Genomic DNA, 12,071 nt, shown 5'->3' with positions numbered 1-12,071 from the left:
CAGATAGACGTGAGAGGGATTCGGGAAGATCCAAAAACCCTCACGTCTATATCGTCATGAAACACCTGTGGGCGCGCCGTCCCCGGCTCGCAGCCACTGCCCCACACCCCGCCCCTGGTCTTCGGCGCAGTCGGCCGAGTTCCCCTGCCCTGTCCGCCGGCGGGGTGGCCGGGTTGGCGGAACTACCGAATATCCGGGCTGGGTGGACAGCCGTCCCCGGCGCGGGCCCAGGCCCGTTCGGGACGAGCCCGTCCCTGCCGGGTGGGGCCCACCTTGCGGTGGTCCCGTTCCACACCCCCTTATCGATGATCAGCGGTCAGTTCGGAGGCGTGCCCACCTCCGGTGACCGGCGGGATCAGGACGTGAGGGGTACGAGAACGCCACCACAGCAAGGTGGGCACGGACCCGGCCGTCACGGACTCGGCCGGAACGGGCCTGGGCCCGCGTCGGGGACGGCGACCCGGCCGACCACGATATTCGTTGCTTGGACCCCACCCAGCCACCCTCGGCGCGGAGGACGGGCTCGGCGCCGGACCGACTGCGCGTGAGACCCCGGGTGGCGGCGGGGCAGGAAGTCTCGAGCCGGGGACGGCGCGCCCACCGCAACCGGGGCTACGAGGCAGAGCCACGGGGGAGGGGCAGCGGCAACGCCTCGCGGCGCAGGGCCGAGGAGGTGCGCACGCACCCGTGTCCTGTCATGCCCCCGGATCCGCGCAGCGCACCCCGTCGACGGGTGGCGTGGGAGGAGGAGGGGAGCGTGGTGGCCGCCGCGTCACCAGGCGAAAGACAACCCGGGTCCGGCGGTCACCTGACCGCCATGTCCCGTGCAAGCCGGGTTGAGGAGTGCGTCACCGCCGCGTCCTTCACTCACGGGCGACGACCGGCCACATCCGAACGGAGCCGCCATGACCGAGGGACCGACCGAACCCGCCGCCACGCGCGAGCGGCTGCGGGCCGACCTGCGCGCCGTCGCGGACCTGCCATACGGCGGCGAGGCCGTCGACCAGTTGGCGCACGCCCTGCAGTGCGGCACGCTCGCCGTCCGGGCCGGTGCGCGGCCCGCGGTCGTCGCGGCCGCCCTCCTGCACGACATCGGCCGCTCGCCCGCGGTGACGGCGCAGCTCCCGGACGCGCCGCACGAGCGCGCGGGGGCCGCGTACTGCACGCGGTTGCTCGGCCACGAGGTCGGCTGGATCGTCGGGGCGCACGTGCTGGCCAAGCGCGCGCTCGTGTCGCTCGACCCCGGGTACGCGGCGCTGCTGTCGCCGGTGTCGGTCCGCTCCCTCGAGGTCCAGGGCGGGCCGGCTGCGTCCGCCGAGGTGGACCGGTTCCTGCGCCACCCGCTCGCGCGCGAGGCGATGGACGTGCGGCGCTGGGACGACGAGGCGAAGGTGCCGGGCGCGCCGACGATGGCGCTGGACGAGCTGCTCGACGTCGCGACGGCCGCCTGATCACCCGGGCGAGCCGGCTCGTGTGATCACCGGTCCGGTGCAGGAACGGCGATATCCGGCCGCTTCTGCGCCGAACTGGTGATCACGGACGATGGAGCGTTCGGAACCGGGGGCATGTGGATCTCCGGCGCCGTTGCGAGAAGACTGGGGGGAGACGCAGTGCTGTCGTGATCGAGAGGGGAATTCCTCGTGCGCTATGACGCCGTGCTCGCCGAGACCGTGGGCATCCGGGGCGCGAACGACGACGAGATCGAGGCCTACACCGCGCGCCCGATGGACGGCGGGAGCCGGGGCGGTGTGGTGGTGATCCACCACATGCCCGGGTTCGACCGCGGGAGCAAGGAGGTGGTGCGTCGCTTCGCCACCTCCGGCTACAACGCGATCTGCACGAACCTCTACAGCCGGGAAGCGCCCGGGGCCGACCCGGACGACGCGGCGGCCACGGCGCGGGCGAACGGCGGGGTGCCCGACGAGCGGTTCGTCGGGGACGCGGCGGGCGCGGCGCGCTGGCTGCGCGCGCTGCCGACCTCGAACGGGAAGGTCGGCACGATCGGCTTCTGTTCCGGTGGGCGGCAGGCGTTCCTGTCCGCGCTGGAGCTCGACGTCCAGGCCGCCGTGGACTGCTACGGCGCGTTCGTCGTCGGCACGCCGCCCGAGGGCTTCCCGCTGCAGGTCCAGCCGCTGGCCGACCGCACGGCCGAGCTGCGCGCCCCGCTGCTGGGGCTGTTCGGCAACGAGGACTCCTACCCCTCGCCCGACCAGGTCGACGAGCTGGAGAAGCTGCTGCAGACCCACGGCAAGACCTACGAGTTCCACCGCTACGACGACGCGGGCCACGCGTTCTTCGCCGTGGACCGGCCCTCCTACCGGGTGGCCGCCGCGCTCGACGGGTGGCAGCGGGTCGAGGCGTTCTTCGCCGCGCACCTGGACGGGGAGGCCTGATCGCCGTGTGCACCTACAGCACCGAGAAGATCGCGGTCAGGGCCAGCAGCGGCAAGGGCCCGCAGGGCTGGTTCCCGCTGCAGACGGCCACCGTCTACTACGACCACCCCGTGCACGCCCCCGACGAGCACACCGTGAACATCGACTTCCTGAACCCGGAGCACGGCCCGTCGGCCCGGGTTGCGGTGGAGCTGAGCCTCGAGTCCGCCCGCGAGTTGCTGGCGGCGTTGGAGGTGACGGTGGAGCGGGCGCAACACCACTGACACCCGCCGGTCAGGCGGGGGCTCGGCGGGACAGCTCGGCCTTCACGTCGTACAGGTACTTCTCGTACAGTTCGGCGCCCGTCCTGATCTCGGTCCTGTCCGGGTGCTCGACTCCCGACCGGCCGCCCAGCCGGCGCGAGCAGGTGCCCAGGGCGTCGCCGGTCACCGCGGCCGCCGCGAGGACGGCCGCGCCCAGCGCCGCCGTCTCCGCCTCGCGGTGCGCCACGAGCGGGCGGCCCAGCGTCTCGCGCTGCACCCGTGTCCACTCCGGCTGCGCGGCGCTGCGCCCGCCGACGTGCACCGGTCCGGCCGGCACGCCGGTGGCCTCCGCCGCGGTGCTCAGGACGTGGCGCGTGCTCAGCGCGACCCCGCGCATCACCGCCCGGGCGACCTCTGCGGGCCCGGCCGCGCTGCCCAGGTCCTGCAGGACGCCGCGGACGTCGGGGCGCCACAGCGGTGCGCGCTCGCCGTCGAGGTAGGGCAGGAACCGGGGGACCGCGGCGGGGTCGGCGGTCATGGCCAGCGCCACCAGGTCGTCGGGCTCGCGCCCGAGCAGGGCGGCCGCCCAGGCGAGTGCCGCCCCGCCTGCCTGGGTGGGGCCGTAGCAGATCGGCAGCGGCGCGCAGGTGGCCGGCACGGTGAGCAGCGGTGTGGGCCCGGCGGGCTCGGCGCCGGTGAGCCCGGCGATCTGCGAGGTCCCGGTGAGCAGGAACGCCGAGGGCTCCTCGAACGCGCCGATCCCGGCCATCCCGGCGAGCGCGTCGCTCCAGCCGACGGCGACGGGCACACCCTCGGGCAGCCCGGACGCCGCGGCGCCGGCGCTGTCCACGCGGCCCAGCAGCGACCAGGGGTCGCGCCGCGGCGGCAGCAGCGACGGGTCGGTGCCGGCCGCCGCGAGCACCGGGCCGACCGGTCGTGCACCCGCGTCCACGCGGCACAGGCCCTTCGACGACCACGGGTCGGTGGCGGCGACCCCGGTGAGCACGTAGCCGACGTGGTCCTTGGGCTGCAGCAGCCAGCGCGCGGCGTCCAGCGCGTCCGGCGCGTGCCGCGCGGCCCACAGCAGCTTGGCCGGCAGGTACGACGGACCCCACGGCAGCTCGGTGCCCACCAGCGCGCGGGCATCCGGGAAATCGCGCGCGAGCTCCCGCGCCTCGTCGCCCGCGCGGACGTCCTGCCAGGTCAGGCACGGCAGCACCGGGCGCCGCTCGGCGTCGGCGAGCACCAGGCTCGGCGTGTGCCCGACCACCGCCACCCCGTCCGGGACGCCCGCGGCCGCGCACTGGGCGACGACCGCGGCGAGGCCGCGCACCCAGTGGTCGGGGTCCTGCTCGACCCGGTCCCCGTCGCGCCGCGTCGGGTGCGCGGCGTGACCCCGCGCGAGGACGGTGCCGTCGTCGGCGAGGGCGAGCGCCTTGACCGACGACGTCCCGACGTCGATCCCGAGCCAGACCGTCACGCGGCGGCCAGCTCGACGGCGCGGGCCGCCCGCCTGCGCACCTCCTCGACGCCGTGCTCGCCGCTGGTGCCGAGCTCGCGGCCGACGGCCACCGCGCGCGCCCCGGCGGCGCGCCACGTCGCCAGCACCTCGGGGTCGAGCCGGATCCCGCCGCTGATGACGTAGCCGGCGCCGGGCACCAGCGGTGCGAGCTCGCCGAGGTAGCCCGGGGTGATCATGCCCGCCGGGAACAGCTTGATCAGGCCCGCGCCCTCGGCGTGCGCGGCGTGCACCTCCGACGGGGTGAGCGCGCCGGGGACCGAGAGCAGGTCGCGCTCCCGCGCGGCCGCGACGAACCCGGGCGCGCAGCGGAACGACACCACGAAGCGCGCCCCGGCGTCGGCCGCACGGTGCACGTCGTCGGGGTCGGTGATGGTGCCGACCCCGACCGTGACGCCGTCGTCGGCGAGCCGGCGCACGGCCGTGAACACGTCGGGCGTGCTCATCGTCAGCTCCACCGCGCGCAGCCCTCCGTCGCGCAGGGCGGTGCCGGTGGCGACCGCGTCCTCGACGTCGGGGCAGCGCAGCACCGGCACCACGAACTGGGCGGCGAGCGTGTCGGCGAGGTTCATCGGGTCCTCCCGGTGGTGGCGGCGATCAGGGCCTGGATGTAGCCGATGGCGTGGGCTCGACCGCGGTAGCCGTAGCCGTCGTCGTCGACGAGGCCGGGCGTGTGGTCGTCGAGGATGAAGCCGTCGAAGCCCACGTCGTGCAGCGCCCGCACGACCTCGAGCGGCGAGTAGTTGCCCTCGCCGAGGAAGCACTCGGTGAAGCGGGGCATCGTGCCGGCGACGTCGCGCAGGTGCACGTAGAGGATCTTGCCGCGGGCGCCGAGACGCGCCACGGCGTCGAGCACGGCCTCCTGCCCGCCCATCTCCGAGACCGTGCCGAGGCACAGCTCCACGCCCAGCGCCGGGCTGTCGACGACGGTGGCCGCGCGCTCCAGCGCGTCGACGCTGGTGAGGATGCGCGCCACGCCGTGCAGCTCGTCGGCAGGCGGGTCGTCGGGGTGGAACCCGATCCGCACGCCGGCGTCCTCGGCCGCCGGCACGAGCGCGCGCACGAAGTACGCGTAGTTGTCCCACAGCCGGTCGTGGTCGATCCGCGCGTCGCCGCCGAGGTGCGCGCCGCGCACCCAGGAGTCCTTCGCGTCGGCGATGCGCCGGTCGCGCCGGGCCACCCAGATCTCGTCGCGGCGGGCGGGGTCGGCGGCGATCGCCTGGTCGTAGGTCGAGACCGTGGCCCCACCGCGTCCGGTCGGGCCGAGGCCGGTGCGCCAGACGGACTGCAGCATGAAGTTCAGCCCGAGGATCGGCACGCCCGCCCGGCCGAGGTGGGTGATCGTCGCGCGGACGTGCTCGATCTGCTCGTCGCGGCCGGGCAGGCCGAGCAACGCCTTCTCGTAGAAATGGTTGGGCAGGTTCTCGATCGCCTCGACCCGCAGGCCGAACGCGGCCACCCGGTCCACGAGCGCCTGGACGTCGGCCTGCTCCCAGCGGTGCTCGCCGGGCAGCTCCGGGGTGTTGAACTGGACGCCCTCGACGCCCAGCTGGGCGGCGAAGGTGAGGTAGGCGTCGGTGGCCACCGGTGACTGGCCGACCGCGACCCGCAGTCCCACGTCAGCCGCCCTCGGGGAGGACGACACCGACGGTGGCGGTGAGCCCGCCGTCCACCCGGACCTCGCTGCCCGTCATGAACGACGAGCGCGGTCCGGCCAGGAACGCGCACACCTCCGCCACCTCCTCGGGGCGGGCCGTGCGGCCCAGCGGGTGCGACCGGCCCCACTCGGCGAGCAGCTCGGCCGGCTCGCGGTCACCGGAGAACCGCGCCGCCGACGTGCGCAGCATCGGGGTGTCGACCGAGCCCGGGCACACCACGTTGCAGCGGATCTGTTCGTGCGCGTGGTCGACGGCGATCGCCCGGCTGAGCGCGTTGATGGCGCCCTTGCTCGCCGAGTAGGCGACGACGTCGGACTGCGCCACGAAGGCCTGCACGGACGAGATGTTGACGATCGACCCGCCGCCCGCGGCCCGCAGCAGTGGCACGAGGTGCTTGGCGAACAGGAAGATGCTCGTGACGTTGACGGCCAGCACCTCGTTCCAGACGGCTTCGTCGGTGCTCTCCACCGTGCCGTAGCGCTGGATGCCGGCCGCGTTGACCAGTACGTCGGCGCCGCCGAACTCGGCCTGCGCCTGTTGCGCGGCCTGCGTGGCGGTGGCGGCGCGGCTGACGTCGCCGACGACCTCGACGACCCGGGCGCCGCCGGCCCGCATCCGCGCGGCGTGCTCGCCGAGCGCGTCGGCGTCCACGTCGCAGGCCACCAGGCCGGCGCCCGCCGCGGCGAGCCGGGCGGCCACGGCGCCGCCGATGCCCGCTGCGGCGCCCGTGACCACGGCGGTCCGGCCCGCGAACTCCGCAGGCGGGGCGGGCGGGGTGTTCATGACGAACCTCCTGCGGTTGGTATGGCTGCTACCATACAAGCTGAAATGGTAGGGGCCGCAAGACGAGATCGGGAAGGCCTCCCGCACATGGACGCACCTGGAGTGCCGGACCGCAGCGCGCTGCTGCTGGCGCGCACGGCGAACGCGCCGGCCCCGCAGCTGAGCGCGCGCCGGCGCGTCCACGCGCTGCTGCGCGCGCGCATCGTGTCGCTGGACCTGCGGCCGGGCACGGCGCTGTCGGAGAACGAACTCGCCGCCGAGCTGCAGGTGAGCCGTACTCCCGTGCGGGAGAGCCTGATCCTGTTGGCCGACGAGGCACTGGCGGAGATCTACCCGCGGCTGGGCACCTTCGTGTCCCGCATCCGGCCGGAGGCGGTTGCCGAGGCGCAGTTCGTGCGGGAGGCGATCGAGCTGGCGGGCCTGCGAGAGGCCGCTCCCCGGGTGCGCGAGGGCGACATCGCCGATCTGCGTGCGCTGCTCGTGGCGCAGCGGGAGGCCGTCGCCGAGCCGGGGGCGGCCCGGTTCTTCGCGCTCGACGAGGCGTTCCACCAGCGGCTGCTCGAGATCAGTGGGCACCGGACCGCCTGGAAGGTGGTCAACACGGCCAAGGCCCACCTGGACCGCGCGCGCCGGCTGAGCCTGCCGATGCCCGAGATCGTCGCGCGGATGGTCGACCAGCACGAGCAGGTCGTGGAGCGGCTGGCAGGTGGTGACGGCGACGGCGCCGAGGCGGCGCTGCGCACCCACCTGCGCGCGGTGCTGCACGACATCGACGAGATCCGGCGGCGCACCCCGTGGTACTTCGCGGAGCCGGAGCCGGGCAGCACGTAGTCCCGGTTGGTGCGTGATCGCGACGAGGCGAGGGAGGCCCCATGGCGGGAGACGGCAGCGCGACGGAGCGGGGATCGGTGACGGCCGGAGATCCGTACCGGCTCACCCCGGAGGGGATCAAGGAGCCGCCGCAGGGCTGGCGGCACAGCCTGCGCTACCTCGGCCCCGGCCTCGTGCTCAGCGCCGCGATCGTCGGGGCGGGTGAGCTGGTGGCCACCACCACCCTGGGTGCCGAGGTCGGCTTCGTCATCCTGTGGCTGGTCATCGTCTCCACCCTGGTCAAGGTGGCGGTGCAGATCGAGCTCGCACGCTGGACCATCTCGACCGGCCAGCCCGCGCTCACCGGCTACAACAAGGTGCCGCCCGCGGTCGGCCGGCTCGGCTGGATCAACGTCCTGTGGGTGGTGCTGGCGCTGTCGAAGGTGCTGCAGACCGGCGGGATCGTCGGCAGCGTCGCCGTCGCGTTCAGCATCCTGCTCCCGATCGGGGGCGACCCGCTGGGGTTCACCTCCGTCCTCGTCTGGACGCTGGTGGTCGTCGCGGGCACCGTCGCCGCGCTCTACTCCAACCGCTACGCGCTGATCGAGAAGGTGGCCGTCGGGCTGGTCGTGATCTTCTCGCTGGTCACGGTCGTCATCGCGGTCGGTCTACCGTTCACCCCGTTCGCCTACGGCGCCGACGACCTGCTCGGCGGCCTCACCCTCAGCATCCCGGCCGGCGCGCTGGGCGCCGCGGTGGCGATGTTCGGCCTCACCGGCGTGTCCGTCGACGAGATCAGCAGCTACCCGTACTGGTGCATCGAGAAGGGCTACGCCCGCTGGGTCGGCCCGAACGACGGCAGCGCCGACTGGGAGCGCCGCGCCAAGGGCTGGATCCGGGTCATGTACAAGGACGCGCTGCTGTCCTGGGTCGTCTACACGGTCACCACCATGGCGTTCTTCGTCATGGGCGCCGCGGTCCTGCACCCGCAGGGGATCGTGCCCGAGGGCAACGAGATGATCACCACGCTCTCCCGCCTGTACACCGACACCCTCGGTGAGTGGGCGAGCGTCCTGTTCCTCGTCGGAGCGATCGCCGTGCTCGGCTCCACGCTGTGGGCAGCCACCCCGGCCTGGTCGCGCATGTACGCCAACCTGCTGTCCTGCGCCGGCGTCTTCGACTGGAGCGACCCGGTGGCGCGCACGCGCTGGGTCCGCGTCTTCACCGTGGCGCTGCCGGTGGTCTGGGGAGTCGTCTACCTGTTCGTGCAGTCGCCGGTCGTGATGATCCTCATCGGGGGCGTGATGAGCGGGGTCTTCCTGCTCGCCGCGGTGGTGGCCGTCTGGTACCTGCGCCGGTCCGAGATCGACCCGCGGCTGCACGGTGGCGCGTTGTTCACCGTGGCCCTCGTCGTCAGCAGCGTCGCCATCGGGCTGGTGGGCGTCTACTCGGTGCTGAACGTGTTCGGATTCTCGATCGGCTGACCCGGGCGGCCCGCCTCCGCCTAGTGTCAGGACAGCACCGCGGGCGACGGCGGCCGCGGCGGGGGAGGACTGGTGCGCGCAGCGTTCGTTCCGGAACCGGGCAAGGTCGAGGTCGGCGACTTCCCGGTGCCGGTCGCGGAGGCGGACGGTGAGCTCGTGGTCCGCATGGAGCGGGCGTCGATCTGCGGCTCGGACGTCCACGCCGTCTACGACGGGTTCCACAACGAGGAGTGGCTCGGCAGGCCGGGGTACCCGGGCCACGAGGGTGTGGGCGAGATCGTCGAGAGCCGTTCGGCGCGGTTCCCCACCGGGGTGCGCGTGCTCACGGTTCCCGTCGGCAGCGCCGGGGGGTGCTTCGCCGAGTTCCAGCTCCTCGACGAGGACCACGTGGTCCCGCTCCCGGTGGACGGCGACCCGGCCCGCCTGCTGATGGCGCAGCAGTACGGCACCACGCTCTACTCGATGCGGATGTTCTGCCCGGAACCGGGCACCGGGACCGCCGCGATCATCGGCGCCGGGTCGGCCGGGCTGTTCTTCCTGCAGCAGGCGCTGCAGCGAGGCTTCGAGAACCTGGTCGTGTCCGACCTCAACGCCGAGCGGCTCGCCGTGGCGGGCCGGCTCGGCGCCCGCACGCTGATCCACGCGCCGGAGGAGTCCTTCGTCGACGCGGTCCTGGACGTCACCGGCGGGACGGGCGCCGACCTCGTGATCGAGGCCGCGGGGTACGACGCGCTGCGCGCTGACGCCGTCGCGGCCGTGGCGGTCCGCGGCACGCTGGGGTTCTTCGGCTTCCCGGAGCGGCTCGGCATGGCGCGGTTCCCGATGTACGACGCGTTCCGCAAGATCGTGCGCATCCAGTGGGCGGGCGGCACCCAGTCGGAGCCGGGCCTGGTCGCGTTCCGCGACGCCGTGCAGCACATCCACACGGGCGCGATCGAGGTGGAGCACTGCCTCGGCCCCGCGCACCGGCTCGACGACGTGCCTGCCGCGCTGGAGATCGCGCGGGACCAGGGGCACGGCGCGGTCAAGCTCTCCATCGACATCACCGGCCGCTGAGCGGCCGTCAGGGCTTGCGACCCACCGCGCAGTAGGAGTCGATCGGCTCGGGTGTGCCGATGTCGGTGGGGGCCGGTCGCCACAGCGGTGTCGGGACCAGACCCGGTTCGACCATCTCCAGGCCTTCGAAGCACTGCCGGAACTGGTCGAGCGTGCGCAGTTGGTAGTTGTTCATCACTGCGCTCTCGCGGACGGTGTCGCTGGTGTCGCTCCCGTCCTGCAGGACGAGGTAGCTCCCCGAGGGCAGCCCGGCCATCAGCGTCGTGATGATCGAACGCATGTCGGCGAAGTCCGGTGCGGCGTGCCCGAGGATGCCCAGCAGCATCACGGCGACCGGCCGGTCGAGGTTGAGGACGTTCCGGGCGTCCGCGAGGATCGTCTCCGGTTCGCGGACATCGGCGTGCACGTAGGTGGTGACGCCCTCGGGCGCGGTGTTCACGAGCAGCGTGCGGGCGTGGGCGAGCACCAGCGGGTCGTTGTCGACGTAGACGATCCGGGCGGCGGGCACGTGCTGCTGCGCCACCTCGTGCGTGTTCTGCATCGTGGGCAGGCCGGTGCCGATGTCGAGGAACTGGTCGATGCCTGCCTCGGCCGCGAGGAAGGTCACCGCGCGCACGAGGAACTGCCGCGCTTGCCGCGCGATGACGAGGATCTCCGGGTTCTGCGCCGCCACCGCATCCCCGACGGCCCGGTCGGGCGGGTAGTTGTCCTTGCCACCCAGCCAGTAGTTCCAGACGCGGGCCGAATGCGGGACGTCGAATCTCAGCTCGGTCGAGCGATCGGTCACGGGGCAGCTCCTTCGTACGGTTCGAGGCGATCGTCGAGTTGCAGCTCCGGCGGCCTGCGGGTGAACATCCGCGTCAGCCCGAGCAGGTAGACGAAGCCGACGCCGACCCAGGAGAGGCCGACCGCGAACGTCGTGCCGGACAGGCTCGTCCACAGCCACAGCGTGAGCAGCACGCCGACGCCCGGCACCACGGCGTAGGCCAGGACGTCGGCGGGGGAGCGGCGCCCCTGGTCGAGGACGTAGTGCTTGATCACCGACAGGTTGACGAGCGAGAACGCGACCAGCGCGCCGAAGCTGATCACCGCCGAGGCCAGTTCCAGGCTGATGACCAGCGCGACGCAGGACAGCAGCCCGACCACCACCGTGGCGAGCGTCGGGGTGTGGAAGCGCTGGTGGAGCCGTCCGAAGAACCGGTGGGGCAGGACGCCGTCCCGGCCCATGGCGAACAGGATCCGGGACACGCTCGCCTGCGATGCCATCGCCGAGGCGAAGCAGCCGGCGATGTAGGCGGCGGTGAAGAAGGCGGCCAGAGCAGCGCCGCCGGCGAACCGCATCACGTCCAGGGCCGCCGAGTCGACGTCGGTGAACTCCTGCCAGCGGGGGAAGACCAGGTGCCCGACGTAGGAGATGACGATGAACGTCACGCCGCCGATCACGGTGACCAGCATGATCGCGCGTGGGATGCGGCGCCGCGGGTCGCGGGTCTCCTCGCAGAGCGTCGAGACCGCGTCGAAGCCGAGGAAGGACAGGCACAGGATCGCGGCGCCGCCGAGGAGCGCCGGAACCTGCGAGCCGCTCACCAGGAACGGCTCGGTCGGCGACGGCAGGCCGTTGCCGGCGATCGAGGCGGCCGCGGCGACCAGGAACACCGCGATGAACACCACCTGGAACGCGACGAGCACGAAGTTCATCCGCGCCACGAGGGTGATGCCGAGGATGTTCAGGCCCGTCACCAGCAGGATCGCGGCGAGGATCCAGACCGCGACCGGCACACCGGGGAACGCCGCCTCCAGGTAGATCCCCATCACCAGGTAGTTGATCATCGGCAGGAACAGGTAGTCGAGCAGCAGCGCCCACCCGGTCATGAAGCCCAGGTGGGGTCCGAAGGACCGCTGCGTGTAGGTGTAGGCGGAGCCCGCGAACGGGTGGGCGCGCACCATCTGCCCGTAGCTGTAGGCGGTGAACAGCATCGCGGTGAGCGTGACCACGTAGGCGGCCGGCAGGTGCCCCGCGGTGAGGTCGGTGACCACGCCGTAGGTGGTGAACACCGTCAACGGCACCATGTAGGCGAGGCCGAAGAGCACGATCGAGGGCATCCCCAGCACCCGCCTGAGACGGG

Annotated in this window: 12 protein-coding genes; 6 read left to right on the top strand and 6 right to left on the bottom strand. The window is 73.2% G+C overall.

What is annotated here, in order from left to right:
• The first annotated feature begins 905 nt into the window (after window positions 1-905).
• The 3 genes from CFP66_RS35640 (at window position 906) to CFP66_RS35630 (ending at window position 2,656) form a co-directional block, all read left to right on the top strand.
• Entirely contained in the window at window positions 906-1,451 is a 546-nt protein-coding gene (locus CFP66_RS35640) for an HD domain-containing protein (protein WP_094929743.1), read from the top strand.
• A 189-nt stretch (window positions 1,452-1,640) separates the two neighbouring features.
• Window positions 1,641-2,393: a dienelactone hydrolase family protein gene (locus CFP66_RS35635; RefSeq protein WP_094929742.1), complete on the top strand. Its 753-nt coding sequence runs from the start codon at window positions 1,641-1,643 to the stop codon at window positions 2,391-2,393.
• A gap of 5 nt (window positions 2,394-2,398) precedes the next feature.
• On the top strand, window positions 2,399-2,656 hold the full coding sequence (locus tag CFP66_RS35630; RefSeq protein ID WP_094929741.1) for a DUF6295 family protein: 258 nt from the start codon (window positions 2,399-2,401) through the stop codon (window positions 2,654-2,656).
• 10 nt (window positions 2,657-2,666) lie between these two features.
• Here the strand turns inward: CFP66_RS35630 and CFP66_RS35625 are convergent, their stop codons facing one another.
• Genes CFP66_RS35625 through CFP66_RS35610 form a run of 4 tightly spaced genes read right to left on the bottom strand, consistent with a single transcriptional unit; the run spans window position 2,667 to window position 6,595 of the window.
• Window positions 2,667-4,115 (bottom strand): FGGY-family carbohydrate kinase, encoded by a 1,449-nt coding sequence (locus CFP66_RS35625; RefSeq protein ID WP_158228330.1) that lies wholly within the window; start codon window positions 4,113-4,115, stop codon window positions 2,667-2,669.
• On the bottom strand, window positions 4,112-4,726 hold the full coding sequence (locus CFP66_RS35620) for a bifunctional 4-hydroxy-2-oxoglutarate aldolase/2-dehydro-3-deoxy-phosphogluconate aldolase (protein ID WP_094929739.1): 615 nt from the start codon (window positions 4,724-4,726) through the stop codon (window positions 4,112-4,114). Before CFP66_RS35620 ends, CFP66_RS35625 begins: the two co-directional genes overlap by 4 nt.
• The gene (locus tag CFP66_RS35615) at window positions 4,723-5,772 is read right to left on the bottom strand and encodes a mannonate dehydratase (protein WP_094929738.1); all 1,050 of its coding nucleotides are present in this window, start codon (window positions 5,770-5,772) and stop codon (window positions 4,723-4,725) included. The genes CFP66_RS35620 and CFP66_RS35615 overlap by 4 nt, the downstream gene beginning before the upstream one ends.
• Before the next feature lies 1 nt (window position 5,773).
• A complete protein-coding gene (locus CFP66_RS35610) occupies window positions 5,774-6,595 on the bottom strand; it encodes an SDR family oxidoreductase (protein WP_094929737.1) in 822 nt (273 codons plus the stop codon).
• Between the two features lie 87 nt (window positions 6,596-6,682).
• Between CFP66_RS35610 and CFP66_RS35605 the strand changes: the two genes are divergently transcribed.
• The 3 genes from CFP66_RS35605 to CFP66_RS35595 all read left to right on the top strand — a co-directional run bounded on the left by CFP66_RS35605 (window position 6,683) and on the right by CFP66_RS35595 (window position 9,945).
• A complete protein-coding gene (locus CFP66_RS35605; RefSeq protein WP_094929736.1) occupies window positions 6,683-7,426 on the top strand; it encodes a GntR family transcriptional regulator in 744 nt (247 codons plus the stop codon).
• Between the two features lie 77 nt (window positions 7,427-7,503).
• A complete protein-coding gene (locus tag CFP66_RS35600; protein ID WP_233159982.1) occupies window positions 7,504-8,889 on the top strand; it encodes an Nramp family divalent metal transporter in 1,386 nt (461 codons plus the stop codon).
• Window positions 8,890-8,961: 72 nt separating this feature from the next.
• Entirely contained in the window at window positions 8,962-9,945 is a 984-nt protein-coding gene (locus tag CFP66_RS35595; RefSeq protein WP_094929734.1) for a zinc-binding dehydrogenase, read from the top strand.
• 7 nt (window positions 9,946-9,952) lie between these two features.
• Here the strand turns inward: CFP66_RS35595 and CFP66_RS35590 are convergent, their stop codons facing one another.
• Both CFP66_RS35590 and CFP66_RS35585 read right to left on the bottom strand, forming a co-directional pair.
• Complete coding sequence (locus CFP66_RS35590) at window positions 9,953-10,732, bottom strand: SAM-dependent methyltransferase (protein ID WP_094929733.1); 780 nt, start codon at window positions 10,730-10,732, stop codon at window positions 9,953-9,955.
• Window positions 10,729-12,048: an APC family permease gene (locus tag CFP66_RS35585; RefSeq protein ID WP_233159981.1), complete on the bottom strand. Its 1,320-nt coding sequence runs from the start codon at window positions 12,046-12,048 to the stop codon at window positions 10,729-10,731. Before CFP66_RS35585 ends, CFP66_RS35590 begins: the two co-directional genes overlap by 4 nt.
• Between the last annotated feature and the right edge of the window lie 23 nt (window positions 12,049-12,071).

This window comes from Pseudonocardia sp. MH-G8, assembly GCF_002262885.1.
Taxonomy (GTDB): domain Bacteria; phylum Actinomycetota; class Actinomycetes; order Mycobacteriales; family Pseudonocardiaceae; genus Pseudonocardia.
The sequence above is the reverse complement of the archived record's forward strand: the minus strand, read 5'-3'. Positions and strand labels throughout refer to the sequence as shown.